The 16656-nt window shown below is 62.6% G+C and carries 24 protein-coding genes; 16 read left to right on the plus strand and 8 right to left on the minus strand.

The annotated features are described in order from the left end of the window. Positions 1-7: 7 nt before the first annotated feature. Positions 8-211 (minus strand): YdcH family protein, encoded by a 204-nt coding sequence (locus NKH42_RS07380; protein ID WP_023678480.1) that lies wholly within the window; start codon positions 209-211, stop codon positions 8-10. Between the two features lie 239 nt (positions 212-450). On the opposite strand from NKH42_RS07380, the gene NKH42_RS07385 reads away from it, so the two are divergent. The 7 genes from NKH42_RS07385 to NKH42_RS07415 all read left to right on the plus strand — a co-directional run bounded on the left by NKH42_RS07385 (position 451) and on the right by NKH42_RS07415 (position 7181). Further along, a complete protein-coding gene (locus NKH42_RS07385; protein ID WP_254816530.1) occupies positions 451-630 on the plus strand; it encodes a YdcH family protein in 180 nt (59 codons plus the stop codon). A 207-nt stretch (positions 631-837) separates the two neighbouring features. Further along, positions 838-2091, plus strand: coding sequence for a flavodoxin-dependent (E)-4-hydroxy-3-methylbut-2-enyl-diphosphate synthase (ispG, locus tag NKH42_RS07390; RefSeq protein WP_352504996.1), 1254 nt, complete (start codon positions 838-840; stop codon positions 2089-2091). Between the two features lie 4 nt (positions 2092-2095). Further along, entirely contained in the window at positions 2096-2950 is an 855-nt protein-coding gene (locus NKH42_RS07395; RefSeq protein ID WP_352504997.1) for a lytic transglycosylase domain-containing protein, read from the plus strand. 161 nt (positions 2951-3111) lie between these two features. Further along, entirely contained in the window at positions 3112-4308 is a 1197-nt protein-coding gene (locus NKH42_RS07400) for a phosphoglycerate kinase (protein ID WP_352504998.1), read from the plus strand. Positions 4309-4448: 140 nt separating this feature from the next. Then, positions 4449-5474 carry a class I fructose-bisphosphate aldolase gene (locus tag NKH42_RS07405; RefSeq protein ID WP_352504999.1) on the plus strand — a complete coding sequence of 342 codons (1026 nt, stop codon included), beginning with the start codon at positions 4449-4451 and terminating at the stop codon, positions 5472-5474. 151 nt (positions 5475-5625) lie between these two features. Continuing rightward, entirely contained in the window at positions 5626-6363 is a 738-nt protein-coding gene (locus NKH42_RS07410; protein WP_352687284.1) for a DUF899 domain-containing protein, read from the plus strand. 86 nt (positions 6364-6449) lie between these two features. Beyond that, positions 6450-7181, plus strand: coding sequence for an SGNH/GDSL hydrolase family protein (locus tag NKH42_RS07415; protein WP_352505001.1), 732 nt, complete (start codon positions 6450-6452; stop codon positions 7179-7181). Between the two features lie 116 nt (positions 7182-7297). On the opposite strand, the gene NKH42_RS07420 is transcribed toward NKH42_RS07415, so the two are convergent. Further along, on the minus strand, positions 7298-7459 hold the full coding sequence (locus NKH42_RS07420; protein WP_008873884.1) for a hypothetical protein: 162 nt from the start codon (positions 7457-7459) through the stop codon (positions 7298-7300). A gap of 203 nt (positions 7460-7662) precedes the next feature. Here NKH42_RS07420 and NKH42_RS07425 point away from each other — a divergent pair, with 203 nt between their 5' ends. The 3 genes from NKH42_RS07425 to NKH42_RS07435 all read left to right on the plus strand — a co-directional run bounded on the left by NKH42_RS07425 (position 7663) and on the right by NKH42_RS07435 (position 9117). Beyond that, positions 7663-7830 carry a hypothetical protein gene (locus NKH42_RS07425; RefSeq protein ID WP_352505002.1) on the plus strand — a complete coding sequence of 56 codons (168 nt, stop codon included), beginning with the start codon at positions 7663-7665 and terminating at the stop codon, positions 7828-7830. 141 nt (positions 7831-7971) lie between these two features. Further along, positions 7972-8379: a hypothetical protein gene (locus tag NKH42_RS07430; RefSeq protein WP_352505003.1), complete on the plus strand. Its 408-nt coding sequence runs from the start codon at positions 7972-7974 to the stop codon at positions 8377-8379. A gap of 18 nt (positions 8380-8397) precedes the next feature. Beyond that, on the plus strand, positions 8398-9117 hold the full coding sequence (locus tag NKH42_RS07435) for a helix-turn-helix transcriptional regulator (RefSeq protein WP_023678491.1): 720 nt from the start codon (positions 8398-8400) through the stop codon (positions 9115-9117). 58 nt (positions 9118-9175) lie between these two features. Here the strand turns inward: NKH42_RS07435 and NKH42_RS07440 are convergent, their stop codons facing one another. From NKH42_RS07440 to NKH42_RS07455, 4 genes are all read right to left on the minus strand, one after another. After that, positions 9176-9871, minus strand: a complete 696-nt coding sequence (locus tag NKH42_RS07440) for a DUF1013 domain-containing protein (RefSeq protein ID WP_023678492.1) — start codon at positions 9869-9871, stop codon at positions 9176-9178. A 353-nt stretch (positions 9872-10224) separates the two neighbouring features. Further along, complete coding sequence (locus NKH42_RS07445; protein ID WP_352751194.1) at positions 10225-10365, minus strand: DUF1127 domain-containing protein; 141 nt, start codon at positions 10363-10365, stop codon at positions 10225-10227. Further along, on the minus strand, positions 10340-10498 hold the full coding sequence (locus NKH42_RS07450; protein WP_352751192.1) for a hypothetical protein: 159 nt from the start codon (positions 10496-10498) through the stop codon (positions 10340-10342). The genes NKH42_RS07445 and NKH42_RS07450 overlap by 26 nt, the downstream gene beginning before the upstream one ends. Further along, on the minus strand, positions 10498-11508 hold the full coding sequence (locus NKH42_RS07455; RefSeq protein ID WP_352452476.1) for an NAD(P)H-quinone oxidoreductase: 1011 nt from the start codon (positions 11506-11508) through the stop codon (positions 10498-10500). Before NKH42_RS07455 ends, NKH42_RS07450 begins: the two co-directional genes overlap by 1 nt. 124 nt (positions 11509-11632) lie before the next feature. Here NKH42_RS07455 and NKH42_RS07460 point away from each other — a divergent pair, with 124 nt between their 5' ends. The 3 genes from NKH42_RS07460 (at position 11633) to NKH42_RS07470 (ending at position 13490) form a co-directional block, all read left to right on the plus strand. After that, complete coding sequence (locus NKH42_RS07460) at positions 11633-11827, plus strand: DUF1192 domain-containing protein (RefSeq protein WP_023678495.1); 195 nt, start codon at positions 11633-11635, stop codon at positions 11825-11827. Between the two features lie 96 nt (positions 11828-11923). Beyond that, the gene (locus tag NKH42_RS07465) at positions 11924-13171 is read left to right on the plus strand and encodes an MFS transporter (RefSeq protein WP_023678496.1); all 1248 of its coding nucleotides are present in this window, start codon (positions 11924-11926) and stop codon (positions 13169-13171) included. Between the two features lie 31 nt (positions 13172-13202). Continuing rightward, positions 13203-13490, plus strand: a complete 288-nt coding sequence (locus tag NKH42_RS07470) for an ArsR/SmtB family transcription factor (protein WP_023678497.1) — start codon at positions 13203-13205, stop codon at positions 13488-13490. 142 nt (positions 13491-13632) lie between these two features. Here the strand turns inward: NKH42_RS07470 and NKH42_RS07475 are convergent, their stop codons facing one another. Both NKH42_RS07475 and NKH42_RS07480 read right to left on the minus strand, forming a co-directional pair. Continuing rightward, the gene (locus tag NKH42_RS07475; protein ID WP_352505005.1) at positions 13633-14289 is read right to left on the minus strand and encodes a glutathione S-transferase family protein; all 657 of its coding nucleotides are present in this window, start codon (positions 14287-14289) and stop codon (positions 13633-13635) included. 49 nt (positions 14290-14338) lie between these two features. Next, on the minus strand, positions 14339-15190 hold the full coding sequence (locus NKH42_RS07480; RefSeq protein ID WP_352505006.1) for an alpha/beta fold hydrolase: 852 nt from the start codon (positions 15188-15190) through the stop codon (positions 14339-14341). 96 nt (positions 15191-15286) lie between these two features. Between NKH42_RS07480 and NKH42_RS07485 the strand changes: the two genes are divergently transcribed. The 3 genes from NKH42_RS07485 to NKH42_RS07495 all read left to right on the plus strand — a co-directional run bounded on the left by NKH42_RS07485 (position 15287) and on the right by NKH42_RS07495 (position 16647). Then, positions 15287-15811: a winged helix-turn-helix transcriptional regulator gene (locus NKH42_RS07485; protein ID WP_352505007.1), complete on the plus strand. Its 525-nt coding sequence runs from the start codon at positions 15287-15289 to the stop codon at positions 15809-15811. A 76-nt stretch (positions 15812-15887) separates the two neighbouring features. Continuing rightward, positions 15888-16118, plus strand: a complete 231-nt coding sequence (locus NKH42_RS07490) for a hypothetical protein (RefSeq protein WP_023678501.1) — start codon at positions 15888-15890, stop codon at positions 16116-16118. Positions 16119-16215: 97 nt separating this feature from the next. Next, the gene (locus NKH42_RS07495) at positions 16216-16647 is read left to right on the plus strand and encodes a GlcG/HbpS family heme-binding protein (protein WP_352505008.1); all 432 of its coding nucleotides are present in this window, start codon (positions 16216-16218) and stop codon (positions 16645-16647) included. Positions 16648-16656 lie beyond the last annotated feature (9 nt).

Below are 16656 nucleotides of genomic sequence, written 5' to 3' on the forward strand. Positions count from 1 at the left end.
CGTTCGTTCAAGCAATAATGTCTGGAATGATCTTGTCTTCCAGCGCCATCAGCCTGTCCTTCAGGAAAAGCTTCTTTTTCTTCATGCGCTGGATCTGCAGCGGGTCGCAATTCATGGCGATCATCGCATTGATGGCCGCATCGAAATCGGCGTGTTCCTGCTTCAGCCGGGAATATTCGAGGCGGATATCAGCCTGTTCCTGATCGGACATTTTTACCGTCTGCACGTCTGCGGCGCCCAAACACTGGGCCTGATTGGGCGGGACCGGGGCCTTCTTGCACCGGCGCGCAGCCCATACCACATTTCACATTGTCGTGGAATGCTACCACGCAGCATTCGACATCGGTGCTCGATGGTGGCACACTGTCATTATGCCGTCACAGAAGCGAGCCTGCGGTGGACGTGCCTTGGCGGCTGCAATCGAGGAAACCATGAAAGGGAGAACCAATCATGTCTCTTGCATCCCATCTTGATGAGCTGCAGCGGAAACACGGCGACATCGAACGGGAAATCGACGATGCGATGGCCCATCCATCGGTAGACGACCTCGAAATCGTGAATCTCAAGCGGCGCAAGCTGGCGCTCAAGGACGAGATTGAAAAACTGAAGGCGAAACCGACGACGCACTGAAGCCCTTCCAGGACTAGAAGCGCGCGCCGCCCGGCGCGCGTCCCTTTCCGGTGGCATACCGCTATGCTGCCGGAAATGCCTGTGGATTTGCGGCAAGCTGCCGTCTTGTCATTTCCGATTTGCTAGGCCTGCGCGCCAGTCGCCATTGACAAGCCATCTTTGCTCCTCCACCTCATGCCCGGACCTTCAAGATTAAAGGCAGCCGGCATGACCGGATATTTTTCCTCACCCTTCCCACGCCGCAGGTCGATCGGTGTCGATGTCGGCGGCGTGATTGTCGGCGGCGGCGCGCCGGTCGTCGTCCAGTCAATGACCAACACCGACACGGCCGATGTCGATCAGACGGTCGCACAGGTGGCGGCGCTGCATCGCGCCGGCTCCGAGATCGTGCGCATAACCGTCGATCGCGACGAAAGCGCTGCCGCCGTGCCGGCCATCCGCGAGCGGCTGGAACGACTCGGCATCGACGTGCCGCTGGTCGGCGATTTCCATTATATCGGCCACAAGCTCCTGGCCGACCACCCGGCCTGCGCCCAGGCACTGGCCAAATACCGCATCAATCCCGGCAATGTCGGCTTCAAGGACAAGAGAGACCGGCAGTTCGCCGCGATCGTCGAGATGGCGATCCGATACGACAAACCGGTGCGCATCGGCGTCAATTGGGGTTCGCTCGACCAGGACCTGCTGACCCGGCTGATGGACGACAACCAGGCCCAGGGCTTTCCGCTGACCGCCCAGGAAGTGACGCGCGAGGCAATCGTGCAGTCGGCAATCCTGTCGGCCGAAATGGCTGAAGAGATCGGCCTTGCCCGCGAGAAAATCATCCTGTCGGCCAAGGTCAGCGGCGTGCAGGATCTGATCGCCGTCTACACCGAGCTTGCCACCCGTTCCGACCATGCGCTGCACCTCGGCCTGACGGAGGCGGGCATGGGCTCGAAAGGCATCGTCGCCTCGTCCGCGGCCATGGGCATCCTGCTTCAGCAGGGCATTGGCGACACCATCCGCATCTCGCTGACGCCGGAGCCAAACGGCGACCGCACGCGCGAGGTGCAGGTGTCGCAAGAGCTGTTGCAGACCATGGGCTTCCGGCAGTTCGTGCCGATCGTCGCCGCCTGCCCGGGCTGCGGGCGCACAACCTCGACCGTGTTCCAGGAGCTTGCCCAGAACATCCAGGCCGACCTGCGCAAGAACATGCCCGTGTGGCGCGAACAATATCCCGGCGTCGAGAACCTCAAGGTCGCGGTGATGGGTTGCATCGTCAACGGTCCGGGCGAATCCAAGCACGCCGATATCGGCATTTCGCTGCCCGGCACCGGTGAGACGCCGACCGCCCCGGTGTTCGTCGACGGCAAGAAGGCGGCGACCCTGCGCGGCCCGTCGATCGCCGCGGATTTCGAGAAAATGGTTTCCGACTACATCGAACGGCGGTTTGGGCAACACGGCAAAGCCGCGGCGGAGTAGTTCGATGCGGCGTTTGCTTGGGGCGACGCTGGTTGTCATTTCCGGGCTGGGCTGGGCGGCGGCCGTCCAGGCCGATCCGCCGCGGCCCGCCAAGCAGAAGCTGATCGATCGAGTTTGCGATCTTATCGAGACGCATGCCGACCAGAACGGCCTGCCCCGGGATTTCTTTGCCCGGCTGATCTGGAAGGAGAGTCGTTTCGATCCCAACGCGGTCAGCCCCGTCGGCGCGGAGGGTATCGCCCAATTCATGCCGGGCACCGCCAAGATGCGCGGGCTCGCCAATTCGTTCGATATCGAGCAGGCTATCCCGGCCTCGGCAAAATATCTCGCCGAAATGAAGACCGGCTTTGGCAATCTGGGCCTCGCCGCCGCAGCCTACAATGCTGGCGAGAGCCGGGTGACGCGCTGGCTGAATTCCGGCGGATTCCTCCCGATGGAGACCGAAAGCTACGTCCTGGACGTTATGGGCGAGCCGGCCGACAAGTTCACCGATGCCGCGTATGCCGGCGTCATCCGGCCGCTCGACAAGAAGGCGAGTTTCGCTGCCGCTTGCCGCGAGCTGCCGGTGATCATGTCCAGAACCGTGCCGATGTCGTCGATCAACATCAAGCCGTGGGGCGTGCAGGTGGCCGGCAATTTCCGTCGCGCCGCGGCGCTCAATCAGTGGAGCAACGTGAAGCGCCGGTTTCCAGCCTTGCTCAGCGGTCGCGATCCGGTGGTCAGCCGGGTGCGCACACCGATCGGCAGACGCGGCATCTATGCGGTGCGGATCGGCGCCGACACTAAAGCCAAGGCCGACGATATTTGCCAGAAACTGCACAGCGTGGGCGGCGCATGCATCGTGGTGCGCAATCGGTAAGCCATATGTCGGTGCGTTTCGCGCCATTGCTGCCATCTTGCTCCCCGTGGGCACTTCGTCCTCGACACGTGAAATCATATTTTCGGTGAACCGTTAGCCAGGTCTTGCATCGTTGTCGATGCGGGGTAAGGTCCCCGCGATTTTTCGCGAAAGGGATCAGCATGGCCGGCTTCAAGACACTGGACGACATCGGCAATATCAGCGGCAAGCGTGTGCTGGTGCGTGTCGACCTCAACGTTCCCGTCACCGAGGGCAAGGTTACCGACGCCACCCGCATCGAGCGCATTGCGCCGACCATCGCCGAGCTGTCCGGCAAGGGAGCCAAGGTCATCCTGCTTGCCCATTTCGGCCGGCCCAAGGATGGACCGGCGCCCGAATTCTCACTCGAACCGATCGCCAGGGCGACGGCGGACGTGCTCGGCCGCCCCGTCGGCTTTGCCGCCGACTGCATCGGCGACAAGGCCGCAAATGCCGTTGCTACCATGAACGGCGGCGACGTGCTGCTGCTCGAGAACACCCGCTTCCACAAGGGCGAGGAGAAGAACGACCCGGCCTTCACCGAAAAGCTCGCCGCTAATGGCGACATCTTCGTCAACGACGCCTTCTCCGCTGCGCACCGTGCCCATTCGTCGACAGAAGGGCTGGCGCATGTGCTGCCGGCCTTCGCTGGGCGCACCATGCAGGCCGAACTCGATGCGCTGGAAAAGGGGCTTGGCAATCCAGTCCGTCCGGTTGTCGCCATCGTCGGCGGCGCCAAAGTCTCGACCAAGATCGACCTGTTGATGAACCTTGTGAAGAAGGTCGACGCGCTGGTCATCGGCGGCGGCATGGCCAATACGTTTCTAGCGGCGCGCGGCACCGACGTCGGGAAATCGTTGTGCGAGCATGATCTCGCGACCACCGCCAAGCAGATCATGATCGAGGCGGCCGAGGCCGGCTGCGCCATCATCCTGCCCGCCGACGGCGTCGTCGCCAGGGAGTTCAAGGCCGGTGCTGCCAGCGAGACCGTCGCCATAGCAGACGTGCCGGCCGATGGCATGATCCTCGATGTCGGCGCGAAAACCGTGAAGACCATTGCCGAATGGATCGACCGCGCCGCGACGCTGGTCTGGAACGGGCCGCTCGGCGCCTTCGAAATCGAGCCATTCGACCACGCAACGGTGGCGACGGCCAGGCACGCGGCAGCGCGCACCAAGGCCGGCAGACTGGTCTCGGTCGCTGGCGGCGGCGACACGGTGGCAGCGCTCAATCATGCCGGCGTCAGCGATGATTTTACTTATGTATCGACGGCCGGCGGCGCTTTCCTCGAATGGATGGAAGGCAAGCCCTTGCCCGGCGTCGACGTCTTGAAGCGCTGAGCGCGACCGCAAGAGCAGCGCGAAGGAGTGCCCCCGCGACTTTCAATCGATTCGCGCTTGTTTGACGAAATGGTTCGACTTGAACCTGCGTGGCTCTGGTGGTCTGCTGGGCGCGGATCAATTCTTTCAGGAGAAGCACGATGAGCGAACGTCTCGAGGACATTGCCGCCGCGATGGTGGCCGATGGCAAAGGCTTGCTGGCGGCCGACGAAAGCTCCGGCACCATCAAGAAACGCTTCGACGTCATCGGCGTCGAGTCGACCGCCGACAGCCGGCGCGACTATCGCGAGATGATGTTCCGCGCCAGCGAGGCAATGACCAAATACATTTCCGGCGTCATCCTCTATGACGAGACCATCCACCAGAAGGCCGCCGACGGCACGCCGCTGGTCGACATCATCAAGGCAACAGGCGCCATCCCCGGCATCAAGGTCGACGCCGGCGCCAAGCCTCTGGCCGGCTTTCCCGGCGATACCATCACCGAAGGCCTGGACGGCCTGCGCGAACGCCTCGCCGACTATTACAAGCTCGGCGCCCGCTTTGCCAAATGGCGCGCGGTGATCGACATCGATGTTTCCAAGGGCGTGCCTTCCGCCACCTCGATCGCCTCGAACGCCCATGCGCTCGCCCGTTACGCCGCGCTTTGCCAGGAAGCCGGCATCGTGCCGATCGTCGAGCCGGAGGTGCTGATGGACGGCGCCCACGACATCGACACGTGCTACGAGATCAGCAAGGCGACACTGACAAAGTTGTACGCCGAGCTCTATGCGGCCCGCGTCGCGCTCGAAGGCACCATCCTGAAACCGAACATGGTCCTCGCCGGCAAGAAATCGGGCAAGGTCAGCAGCCCCGAGGAAGTTGCCGAAAGGACCATAAAACTGTTCCGCGAGACGGTGCCGGCGGCGATTGGAGGCATCGCCTTCCTTTCGGGCGGACAATCGGACGAGGAGGCGACCGCCAACCTCAATGCCATCAACGCCATCGGCCCGCATCCGTGGAAGCTGACCTTCTCCTATGGCCGCGCCTTGCAGGCCGCTCCGCAGAAGGCCTGGGGCGGCAAGGCAGCGAACGTCGCCGCCGCGCAGGCCGCCTTCGCCCATCGCGCCCACATGAATCATCTGGCAGCGCTTGGACAATGGCAGCCGAAGCTTGAGCAAGCCGCCTGACCGAAGACATCTTGCGTTTCTCCCGACCCGGGCCACGTGCCCGGGTTTTTGTTTGAAAGCAGCAAGGGGTGCAATTTCTTGCAACTGAAATGCAGCCCGGTGTCGGTATTCCTCGCTGCCGAACGTCCTCCGTGAAAAGAGGAGCAGACCTATGCCAAACAACAAGACCGTTTCGCAGGAAGACTGGTTTCAGGCGCACAAGGCGCATCTGGCGCGCGAAAAGGAATTGACCCGCTTTCGCGATCGTGTCGCCGCCGAACGCCGCGAACTGCCGTGGTTGAAGATCCGCAAGGACTACGTCTTCGAAACCGAGCAAGGGCCAAAGAAACTGCCCGACCTGTTTGGCGGCAACAGCCAGCTGATCGTCTACCATTTCATGTTCGGGCCGGGCGCCGATTATCGCTGCGAGGGCTGCTCATTCCTTGCCGATCATATCGACGGCGCCAACCAGCATCTCAGGCACCACGATGTCTCACTTGTCGTGGTAGCGCGGGCGCCATTGGCCGAATTGCTGCCCTACAAGCAGCGTATGGGCTGGAAATTCGACTGGGTGTCGTCCTACGCCTCGGACTTCAACTTCGATATGCAGGTGTCATTCACGGACAAGCAGATCGCGGTCGGCGATACGACCTACAATTTCGAGCGGCGCGCGCGAAACTCGAAAGACCTTCCCGGCGCCAGCGTGTTCTATCGCGACGAGAAGGGCGACATCTTCCTGACCTTCGTCTTGCGCTCCCGAGGCGGCGATCCGCTGATCGGCGCCTATCATTATCTCGACCTGACGCCGAAGGGTCGCAACGAAACCGGCCCGCATCATAGCCTCGTCGACTGGGTGCGGCTGCATGACGAGTACGAAGATCAATCCGGGACACATGACTGCTGCCATTGAGGCGACAAGGGTGTCACTGTAAGGTCGTTCACCTCCAATGCAACATGCGCTAAGTGCTGTTCGCTATGCCCTAAAAGGGACTTGCCATGCGGCGCTTTCCGACCCTTCTCACCTGGTTCGCCTTTCCGGTCTATGTCTGGCAAGGACTTGGCGTGCGTCGCCGCACCACCCGCATGCTGCCGGCACAAGGTCCGGTCATTCACGAGATATCTGGCCTGACGCCAGCAATCTCGGTTCTGGTGCTTGGCGATTCCTCCGCCGCCTCGGTAGGCATCGGCAATTCCGAAAACGGATTGGCCGCGCAACTGGCCGTTCTGATTGCGCAACGCACCGGCCGCATCGTGCGCTGGCGGTCAGCCGGCTTCAACTCGGCAACCTCCGGCCAGATCCGCGATCATGTGCTGCCCAATCTATCGGCCGATCCGTGGACGCATATCGTGCTGGCCATCGGCACCAACGACACCAAGAATTTTCATTCGGTACCGCGGTTCAAGCGCGAGTTTGGCGGGCTGCTTTACGCGCTGCGCGCCAAATGGCCGGAGGCGCGCGTCGTGTGGTCGCCGGTGCTTGAGTTCACCCGGGCGCCGGCGATGCCGCCGCTGCTCGGCAAGATTCTCGAAATCCGTGCCGTCGAAATGAACCGGATGGGCGCGCGCCTTTGCCTCGAGCGCGGCGCCATACCGGCGCCCCGCCTGCCGATCACCGATGCCGAGGCCGGCTTTGCGTCGGATGGATTTCATGCTTCGGAAGCCGGCTACCGAGCCTGGGCGGAACATCTGGTCAGCCTGGTGCTCGGCAACGAACCGGGCGTCGCGTAGCGGGCCGCCGGCACTAAAGCGCGTCGCGTTCGATTGGCCTCATCCGACGCGCTTCAGGTACTGTTTCCATGCATGTCGTTGTCGCAAAACCGCTGCACACGTTTGCGCGACATGCATCACGTCCAGTGCCCGAGCACCGCCGTAATCGAAATCGCCGCCATCGCCAGCAGCGCCAGCTTCCAGAAATCGCTGCGCCGCTTCAGTCCGGGCCAGCCGAGCGGCTTGATGAGCTGGATGACCATCATGGCGATGATGACGAGCGCGAGAAGTTTCGACATGCAGCCTTTGATCAGCATCGCGGCTGGCTGTCAAAGCGGCTCCGCGATCGCCGTCTTTCCAGTGCGGCAGGCCTCTTTTCAGCACTGCCTTGTCACTTCGATGGATAAATCGGAACGCCGGTCATGAGAGCCGCACCCTCCTGACAGACTGCTGTCAGCAGGGGTGTGCGATAGTGCCTGCATCGAAAGAGAGGAGACCAGCCATGAACGGCATTACCATTCTGCGTAGCGTGCAGCACTATGTCGGCAAGATCCGGACGATCCGCAATGAGATCCGCACCCAGCGATTCATGAACACCCTGCCGGCGGACATCCGCAAGGATATTGGTTGGCCGGACATGTATGGCGACCGCCGCAATGGCAGCAATTGAGGCAAGCTTTCTGCGTGGCGTTTGGATGCGACCTGGCGACGAGCTGAAATGGGCATGCTGAAGCCTCCTGACAGTATGGTGTCAGGAGGCTCGTGCCATAGTGCGATGGCCGCCGAAGCCGGATGGCCGAGAGGACGATCGATGAAAAGCTGGAACGACAGGCTGAACACGCCTGGCCTCAACGGCATAAGACCGTCGCCACGCACCATCGGCGACGTCGTCGAAGGCCAGCCGATGCTGGTTCCTACAGCTCGCCAGGTCCATGCATTCATCCGCTCCATCCCCGAAGGCATGGACGTGGATATCCGCGCTTTGCGCACCGCTCTCGCCATCGAGCACGATGCCGAGATGGCATGTCCGGTCACCATCGGCTATCATCTGCGCACCGTCGCCGAGGCCGCCAACGAGGATCTTGAGCGTGGTATGGCGCTGGGCGACGTTGCGCCGTTCTGGCGGGTGGTCGACGCAAGCACGCCGACAACGAAGAAACTGTCCTTCGGCGCGGCCTTCGTCGCCGCGCAGCGCAAGCGCGAAGGGCTGGAACGATAGACGCCGAGGGACCATACGATGCGCCGCGCCGACAGGCTCTTCCAGATCGTGCAGCATCTGCGTGGTGGTCGTCTGGTCACCGCCCAGAAGCTGGGCACGTGGCTCGAGGTTTCCGAGCGGACGATCTATCGCGACATCGCAGACCTGCAGTCGACCGGCGTGCCGATCGACGGCGAGGCCGGTGTCGGCTACATGATGAGGGAGGGTTTCGACCTTCCGCCGCTGATGTTCACGCGTGACGAGATCGTCGCGCTGGTCGCCGGCGCCCGCATGGTGCGCGCCTTTGGTGGCGCGGCCATGGCGCGAGCCGCCGACGAGGCGCTGGTCAAGATAGGCGCCGTGTTGCCCGACGCCGAAAAGGACCGCATCGCCCGTACCGAGATCCACACGCCGATGTGGGTGGTAAGCGATGCCGCCCGCGAAGCCATCGACCTGATCGAGCGGTCCATCGAGAAACGTCAGGTGCTGACCATCGACTATTCGGATGAGGCCGGCCGCAGCACCGCGCGCGACATCCGCCCGCTCGGCCTGTGGTTCTGGGGCAAGGTGTGGACCTTGGTCGCCTGGTGTGAGATGCGCGGCGATTTCCGCGCCTTCCGCATCGACCGCATCGCCTCGGTGGTCATCGCCGGCCGCACCTTCAAGCCGGAGCGCGGCAAGCAGCTCGCCGATTTCTATCGCGCGGTGGAGCGCAGCGAGGATTACGGCATGGCGCCGGACCGGGCGGCGCGAAGCTGACACGGAAGATCACAAAAAAGCCCGCTTGAAAGCGGGCTTTTTGTTTTGGATGCCAGACCTATTCCTCTTCGTCGGCGTCCTTGTCCTTCGACTTCAGCGCCGAAAGCTTGGCGAAGACGGCGTTGGCGTCAAGTTCGCGGTCCTCGTCCTTCGGCTTTTCGGGCGCCGGGACCAGCCGTTCGGTCAAGGCGGCCGGCAGCAGCGTATCGCCGACCGGCTGCGCCTGCTCGCGGCCGCGCGAGGCGCGGTTGATTTCCATATCGAGGTCGATCTGCGACGTCAGGCCGAGCGTCACCGGATCCATCGGCTGGAGATTGGCGGAGTTCCAGTGCTTTCTGTCGCGGATCTGGTCGATCGTCGACTTCGTTGTGCCGACAAGGCGGGCAATCTGCGCATCCTTGAGCTCGGGATGGTTGCGCACCAGCCAGAGGATGGCGTTGGGCCGGTCCTGGCGCTTCGACAGCGGCGTGTAGCGCGGACCCTTGCGTTTGGATTCCGGCACCCGCACCTTGGGATCGGAGAGCTTCAGCCGGTGGTTGGCGTCCTTCTCGGCGCGCGCGATCTCGTCGCGAGTGAGCTGGCCGGTCATGATCGGGTCCATGCCCTTGATGCCTTGCGCCGACTCGCCGTCGGCGATCGCCTTGACCTCAAGCGGATGCAGTCCGCAGAACTGCGCGATCTGCTCGAAGGAAAGCGCTGTGTTGTCAACCAGCCAGACGGCGGTCGCCTTTGGCATCAGCAGCGTATTGGCCATTACAAAAATCCTTCTCGTTCGCCCGCGTTCCCGCGCGGGCGGTGGTTTAGAGCCACCAAATGGGAAAATCGCGGTCTATATAACCGCTCGCTCGCCGTTTCGCAATGTTTTTGGCAGGCGCGCGTCAAGGACGGCACGGCAGCGCGACCAGCAGACCGCGAAGGGTCGGCAGATGACGCCATGCAGTCGAAAGCTTCAAAAAGACAAAGCCCGCCAGACCAAGGTCGGGCGGGCTCGGAACCGGCGACGGAAATCCGTCTGCTGCGGCTCTGGCTTCTAAAGCTTGATCCCGAACCGCGGCTCGGCGTTGCCGAAAAGCAGCGCCCGGTCTTCGGGCGGGATCGTGCTCGAGATCAAAGCCCTTTGCGGGCGATTCTCTCGATGTCGCCGCGGTTGATGCCGAGGTCGTTGAGCTGACGAACATTCAGCCGGTTCAGTTCGCGCACGGTTTCGTTGTACATGCGCCAGTTACGGAAAGCGCGGATCGGGTTCATGATAGTCCTCCATCGTTTTGATGCCGCGTAAATAGGCATCGGCGATGAAAAATTGAACAGACGCTTTTGCATGGCCGCAATGCGTTTGTTGCATTGCACCATTAAGCTTTCGTTCAGCCTGTTTGCGGGCCATCAGGCGACATCGAGCACAATCTTGCCGATGTGCTCACCCTCCTCCATCCGCTCATGCGCCCGCCACGCTTCCTTGAGCGGGAAGATCGTATCCATCACCGGCGCAACCTTGCGCGTGCCGAGCAGCGGCCAAACCTGCGCCTCCAGCGCAGCCGCAACTGCCGCCTTGAACTCCACGGTGCGTGGCCTGAGCAGCGATCCTGTGTGCACGAGCCGCTTGGCCATGATCTTGAAGAAATCGGCGCTCGCCACCGCCCCGCCCTGCGTCGCGATCTGGACGATGCGGCCTTCCATGGCTGCAGCCTCATAGTTTCGCGCCACATAGTCGCCGCCGACCATGTCGAGGATGACATTGGCACCCTTGCCGCCGGTTGCCTCCTTGACTGCGGCGACGAAGTCCTCCTCGCGGTAGTTGATCGCCCGGTCGGCGCCGAGCTTGAGGCAGGCGTCGCATTTCTCCTTGCTGCCGGCGGTGGTGACGACATAGGCGCCGAAAGCGGCAGCAAGCTGGATCGCCGTGGTGCCGATACCCGACGAGCCGCCATGCACGAGCAGGGTCTCGCCGCTCTTCAGGCCGCCGCGCTCGAAGACATTGTGCCAAACAGTGAAGTAGTTCTCCGGCAACGCCGCCGCTTCGGTGTAGGTAAAGCCGGCGGGCAGCGGCAGCACGCTGCCGGCGTGCACTCTGACATATTCGGCATAGCCGCCGCCCGCCGTCAGCGCACAGACCCGATCGCCGACGCGCCAGCGCGATATCTCATCACCAAGGGCAGCGACTTCGCCTGCTGCTTCCAGGCCCGGCAGATCCGACGCTCCCGGCGGTGGCGGATAGGCGCCCTTGCGCTGTTGCACGTCCGGCCGGTTGACGCCGGCGGCCCGCACCCGGATCAGGATCTCGCCGGGACCGGGAACCGGTACGTCGCGGGTTTCCGCTTTCAGCACCCGCGGCCCGCCCGGTTCCGATATGGCGATCGCCATCATCTTCGCCGGAATTTTCTGTGCGTTCGCCATGAATTTTCCCGTCGTGCTCCGCCGGTTTCTCGTGCCAGCTCTTGCCCGCCATTTGCATCCATACCCTTGCCCTATGTATGCTCATTGGCAAATCAGGCAAATGGGCAATCACGGAGGAGCGACGATGGCGATCTTCGACGACGAACCCAAGAAGAAAGCGCGCCCGCACGAGATCGGGCAGGATCTGTCGCTGCTTTCTGTCGATGAATTGTCCGAACGGATCGGCATCCTGCGCGACGAGATCGCCCGGCTGGAAGCCGAGCTCAAGACCAAGGGCTCGACCAAGTCGGCGGCAGAGGCGCTGTTTCGCCGTGGGTAGTTACTGCGGGTAATTCCAAAAGCTCGGGCACGCCGCCGAAAAGCCCGAATGCCGCTGTCTCCAGACTTGTGCCCTAAACCCCAGCCGGATTGAAAAATGTTCGCAAGCTACAGACCGATCCTCTCGCTGCTGCGCGGCACCGCGTTCCTGTTGGCGGCATCCGGACTGCACGGTCTGCTGTTGCCGCTGCGCGGCCAGGTGGAGGGCTTCTCGACGGCATCGCTCGGCCTGATGGGCACGGCTTGGGCCGGCGGCTTCGTCACCGGCTGCTTCTTTGCGCCACGCATCGTGCGCCGCGCCGGTCATGTCAGGGCTTTCGGCGCCTTTGCCGCATCGGGAGCGATCGTCGCACTGCTCACCGGCCTGATCATCGACGAATATACCTGGATCCTGCTGCGCGCCTTCACCGGCTTCACCATGGCCGGCGCCTTCATGGTCATCGAAAGCTGGCTCAACGAGAAGGCCACCAACGAAAACCGCGGCACCGTCTTCGGCCTCTACATGATGGTCACCTATGCCTCGATCATGGGCGGTCAGATGATCGTTGCCGGCGGCGATGTGAGATCGGCGTCGCTGTTCATGATCACCGGCATTCTGTTCTGCCTGTCGCTGATCCCGACGGCGGTCTCGACGGCGTCTCACCCCAAGCCGCTGCAGGACGTGTCGCTTGACGTCAAGGGGCTCTACGTCAATTCGCCGGTGTCGGCGATCGCTTGCGTGCTGATCGGCATCGCCAACGGCGCCTGGGGTACACTTGGTGCCGTCTATGGAGCGCGCATCGGCATCTCGACAGCCGAGATCGCGCTGATGATGAGCCTCGTGGTCATCGCCGGCGCTGCCATGCAGCTTCCGGCCGGGCGGCTCTCCGACACGACGGACCGTCGTTTCGTGCTGGCGGGCGCGGCCTTCGGCGCTGCGCTGTTTGCCATCGCCATCTTCCTGTTCGAACCGCGCTCCGGCGTCTTCGTCATCGTCTGCACCGCCGCCTACGGCGCCTTCGCCTACACGCTCTATTCGATCGCGGTGGCGCATGCCAATGACCATGCGCGATCGGAGGACTTCGTCAAAGTGTCGGGCGGCCTGCTGCTGCTTTATGGCTTCGGCACGATGATCGGTCCGCTGGTGGCCGCCGGCCTGATGGGCTGGATGCGCCCTGAGGGGCTGTTCCTGGCCACTGCGCTCGCGCATCTCAGCCTGGCTGGCTATACGCTGCTGCGCATCAGCCGTCGCGCGCCGGTGCCGATCGAAGGCCGCGATGCCTTCAAGACCCAGCCCGCCGATCGCTCGGTGACGCCGGAAGCGTTGCGGCTCGACCCGCGTAGAAAAGCTGAAGCCGACAGTTGAGATTCGAGGCGCTTTGCCCCACAAATAAGGCATGATGCTTTCCGACGCCTTCATGGCGATTGCCGATCCCAACCGGCGCCATCTCTTGGAAGAGCTCCGGCGCGGACCGAAGACCGTCAACGAATTGGCATCCGGCTTGCCGGTGTCCCGCCCGGCCGTTTCGCAGCACCTGAAGGTGCTGCTTGATGCGGGGTTGGTCAACGCCAAGCCGGAAGGCACCAGGCGCGTCTATACGGTCAGCAATGCCGGCTTCCTGAAGCTCAACATCTGGCTTGACCAGTTCTGGGATGCGGAGCAGCTCGGTTCACCCGGAAGCTGAGAGGCATCGTCAGCGCGTCGAGCAACTATGCAGCATCGGGCCTAGAGCAATTCCAGGAAAAGTGTGAAACGGTTTTCCGTGCGGAATTGCGCAAAAACAAAGAGACAGAGCGGTTCGGCGTTTCCGTGAACGATGAACTACTCTAGCCATTGTTGTAGGGGAAGAGCTTGAAATACGGCTGCGCTTCCTCGATCACACGGGCAACCGAGGGGCGTTGCAGCAACCGGTCGTGATAGCGCCTGACCGCAGGATATTCGTCTCCGAACGGCTCGACCTTGTTGGCGTAGAACAGCGCGGGGGCGGCAGCGCAGTCGGCCATGGTGAAGCTCGCACCCACCGCCCATGTCGTCGACTGCATGTCCTGTTCAATGATGGCGTAGGAGCTGCGCAGCTGGGCGCGGGCCTGCTCGACGCCGAACGGATCGGTCTTGCCCTCCGGCCGCAGCCGGTCACCAACGATCTTCTGCATCGGTTCCTGGACATAGAAGTCATAGAAGCGGTCGGCGAGCCGGGTCTGGCGAGCGAGATCGAGATCGGCGGGGATCAGTTCGACCGGCCCAGGATAATACGCGTTGAGATATTCGATGACGATCGTCGATTCCGGCACGGTCCGGTCCAGCGCTTCATCGCGCAGCACCGGCATCTTGCCGAGCGGCCACAATTTCAGAAACGCGGCGCGCGACTGTTCATTGCCGAGATCGACAACGACGGATGTGAATGGCGTGCCGTTCTCATAGAGCGCGATCAGCGGTTTCCAGCAGAAGGAGGCCAGTGGATGAAGGTGCATAATCAGGGACATTGTTTTTCGTTCCTTGGGTGGTCTGTCTCGCGGTGTCGGGGTCGGATAACTATCTGGCCTGGCTGTGGGCGACGATGGCATCGATGATCGCAGCCCAGTCGTCGGGATGCAGTTCGTGGCCACCGCCCTCGATCCGGAGCAGCCTTGCACCGGCGACCGCGTCGGCAAGAGCGGCGCCATGCTCGACTGGAAAGATGGGATCGTCGGTGCCGTGGATAACAAGGAGTGGGATTTTCATGTCGCGCAGCCGACCGGTCCAGTCCTCGCCGCTCCCATCTTCGCCACTTTTGAGCATGAAATGATTGGTCGCACTTAGAAAACCGCCGGACCGGTCATAATCCTGTTCGACGAAAGCCCGTGTTCGCTGCTCGTCGAAAGAGTGCGCCGCACCGGTGAGCGCATGCGCGTCCTTAACGATGAAATCGACCACTTGGCCCCGGTCCGACCAGTCGACCTTCGCGCCTTCGGCCGAATGTCTCCTATAGGCCTCGGTGGTTCCGCGCAGATGCGACGTATCGATGCCCAAGGGCGAGCTGCTGATCACCGTCAGCGAAGTGACACGCGACGGGTATTTCAACGCAACGAGCTGCGCGATCATGCCGCCCATCGACATGCCGACCATATGCGCCTTTCGGATTCCATGGTCGTCAAGGACGCTGATAGCATCGTCCGCCATGTCGTCGAATGTATAAGGCGGCTCGCCCGGCGCGTATTTGGTCGAACGGCCGGTATCGCGATTGTCATAGCGGATCACGAAGCAACCCTCGCCGGCCAGCTTCCGGCAAAACGCTTCGGGCCACCAAAGCATGGAAGCCATCGCGCCCATGATCAACAACACCGCCGGATGGGCCGGGTCGCCGAAGGTCTGCGATACGATTTCGGGGTGTCCGGCGCTTTTCATGGTTTTCCTCCGTGGGCTTCCGATCCGATTGCAAATTGCAATCAGTTGCACGATATTAAAACCGATACAATAATGCAACCGGTTTTGGAGATTCGCATGAACATCGATCGTCGGTCCGGATGCCCCATCAACCTGTCGCTCGAAGTGTTCGGCGACCGGTGGAGCCTGATCATCCTTCGCGACATCATCTTCGGCGGCAGACGCCACTTTCGCGAACTGCTCAACGGCTCGATGGAGGGCATCGCCTCCAACATCCTCGCCGACCGGCTGAAGCGGCTGATGGAGCTCGGCATGCTGACCAAGACGGGCGATCCCTCCCACAAGCAAAAGGCGATCTACAGCCTGACCGAAATGGCGATTACGCTGGTGCCGATCCTGGCCCATCTCGGCGCCTGGGGCCGCGTCTGGCTGCCGGTCAGCGACGAGCTCTCGATCCGTGCCGAGCTTCTGGAAAAAGGCGGCCCGCCGATGTGGGAGCAGTTCATGAACGAGTTACGCTACGAGCATCTGGGCACATCTCCCGCGCCAACTGGACCCGCTGTCCGCGCGATCTTGCAGGCCGGATACGATGCGGTGGTCGCCCGCAACGCGGAGCGAGTCGGCTGCGATCCGGCGCCATGACCAACTTATTTTCCCAATTGCGGGCTGGCTCTGCTATCAAGGGACTGAAGATAATTTACGGGATTGGATAACGCTCTTGGTCGAGAACTCTAAGGACACTGCCCGTGCGCGGGCCGATTTGCGTTTCAAGAAACAGGAAGAGGCAGCCACGGTGCGCCAGAAGGCGATGGCGGAATATGTCGCCGAGAGCGACGCGCGCCAAGCCAAAACCAACAAGCTGCGGGCGCTGCGCCTCGCCAAGGAAGCGGAAGACCTGGCCAATGCGCCTCCGGCGCCGGTGAAGAAGCCTCGCGCCAAGAAGAAATAAACCGGCGCTCCCTGGATCCCACTGCTTCCTTTCGTACGCGAAACAGTTTCACCGCGATCTGTTCTGCCGGTTGATAACTGGCGTTTAGGAGACGGCCATGACCGCACTGACGCTCGACAAAGCCCTTGAAATCATCGCCGCCGCCTTTGCCAAGGGTGCCGAGCTCAAGCTCAGGCCGCTTGGCGTCTCGGTGCTCGACGCCGGCGCCCATCTGGTCGCGTTCCAGCGTCAGGACGGCGCGTCGTTCCTGCGTCCGCAAATGTCGGCCGGCAAGGCCTATGGCGCGCTCGCTATCGGCATGGGCTCGCGCCGGGTGGAAGCCTTCGCCAAGGAGCGCCCGCATCTGATCGCCGGCGTCTCCGACGTGTCGGGCGGGCGCGTCCTGCCGGTCGTCGGCGGCGTGCTGATCCGCGACGAGGCCGGCACGATCATCGGCGCCGTCGGCATTTCCGGCGACACGTCCGACAATGACGAAACGGCAGCCATCGCCGGCATCGAGGCGGCTGGCTTTGGCGCCGACCCGGGCTGAGCCGGGATC

This window comes from Mesorhizobium sp. M1142 (genome assembly GCF_040318565.1).
Taxonomy (GTDB): Bacteria; Pseudomonadota; Alphaproteobacteria; order Rhizobiales; family Rhizobiaceae; genus Mesorhizobium.

Excerpts from the sequence above, each read along its gene's own strand:
- NKH42_RS07380 (WP_023678480.1), bottom strand. The coding sequence starts at position 211 with ATGTCCGATCAGGAACAGGCTGATATCCGCCTCGAATATTCCCGGCTG.
- NKH42_RS07385 (WP_254816530.1), top strand. The coding sequence starts at position 451 with ATGTCTCTTGCATCCCATCTTGATGAGCTGCAGCGGAAACACGGCGAC.
- ispG (WP_352504996.1), top strand. The coding sequence starts at position 838 with ATGACCGGATATTTTTCCTCACCCTTCCCACGCCGCAGGTCGATCGGT.
- NKH42_RS07395 (WP_352504997.1), top strand. The coding sequence starts at position 2,096 with ATGCGGCGTTTGCTTGGGGCGACGCTGGTTGTCATTTCCGGGCTGGGC.
- NKH42_RS07400 (WP_352504998.1), top strand. The coding sequence starts at position 3,112 with ATGGCCGGCTTCAAGACACTGGACGACATCGGCAATATCAGCGGCAAG.
- NKH42_RS07405 (WP_352504999.1), top strand. The coding sequence starts at position 4,449 with ATGAGCGAACGTCTCGAGGACATTGCCGCCGCGATGGTGGCCGATGGC.
- NKH42_RS07410 (WP_352687284.1), top strand. The coding sequence starts at position 5,626 with ATGCCAAACAACAAGACCGTTTCGCAGGAAGACTGGTTTCAGGCGCAC.
- NKH42_RS07415 (WP_352505001.1), top strand. The coding sequence starts at position 6,450 with ATGCGGCGCTTTCCGACCCTTCTCACCTGGTTCGCCTTTCCGGTCTAT.
- NKH42_RS07420 (WP_008873884.1), bottom strand. The coding sequence starts at position 7,459 with ATGTCGAAACTTCTCGCGCTCGTCATCATCGCCATGATGGTCATCCAG.
- NKH42_RS07425 (WP_352505002.1), top strand. The coding sequence starts at position 7,663 with ATGAACGGCATTACCATTCTGCGTAGCGTGCAGCACTATGTCGGCAAG.
- NKH42_RS07430 (WP_352505003.1), top strand. The coding sequence starts at position 7,972 with ATGAAAAGCTGGAACGACAGGCTGAACACGCCTGGCCTCAACGGCATA.
- NKH42_RS07435 (WP_023678491.1), top strand. The coding sequence starts at position 8,398 with ATGCGCCGCGCCGACAGGCTCTTCCAGATCGTGCAGCATCTGCGTGGT.
- NKH42_RS07440 (WP_023678492.1), bottom strand. The coding sequence starts at position 9,871 with ATGGCCAATACGCTGCTGATGCCAAAGGCGACCGCCGTCTGGCTGGTT.
- NKH42_RS07445 (WP_352751194.1), bottom strand. The coding sequence starts at position 10,365 with ATGAACCCGATCCGCGCTTTCCGTAACTGGCGCATGTACAACGAAACC.
- NKH42_RS07450 (WP_352751192.1), bottom strand. The coding sequence starts at position 10,498 with ATGGCCCGCAAACAGGCTGAACGAAAGCTTAATGGTGCAATGCAACAA.
- NKH42_RS07455 (WP_352452476.1), bottom strand. The coding sequence starts at position 11,508 with ATGGCGAACGCACAGAAAATTCCGGCGAAGATGATGGCGATCGCCATA.
- NKH42_RS07460 (WP_023678495.1), top strand. The coding sequence starts at position 11,633 with ATGGCGATCTTCGACGACGAACCCAAGAAGAAAGCGCGCCCGCACGAG.
- NKH42_RS07465 (WP_023678496.1), top strand. The coding sequence starts at position 11,924 with ATGTTCGCAAGCTACAGACCGATCCTCTCGCTGCTGCGCGGCACCGCG.
- NKH42_RS07470 (WP_023678497.1), top strand. The coding sequence starts at position 13,203 with ATGATGCTTTCCGACGCCTTCATGGCGATTGCCGATCCCAACCGGCGC.
- NKH42_RS07475 (WP_352505005.1), bottom strand. The coding sequence starts at position 14,289 with ATGTCCCTGATTATGCACCTTCATCCACTGGCCTCCTTCTGCTGGAAA.
- NKH42_RS07480 (WP_352505006.1), bottom strand. The coding sequence starts at position 15,190 with ATGAAAAGCGCCGGACACCCCGAAATCGTATCGCAGACCTTCGGCGAC.
- NKH42_RS07485 (WP_352505007.1), top strand. The coding sequence starts at position 15,287 with ATGAACATCGATCGTCGGTCCGGATGCCCCATCAACCTGTCGCTCGAA.
- NKH42_RS07495 (WP_352505008.1), top strand. The coding sequence starts at position 16,216 with ATGACCGCACTGACGCTCGACAAAGCCCTTGAAATCATCGCCGCCGCC.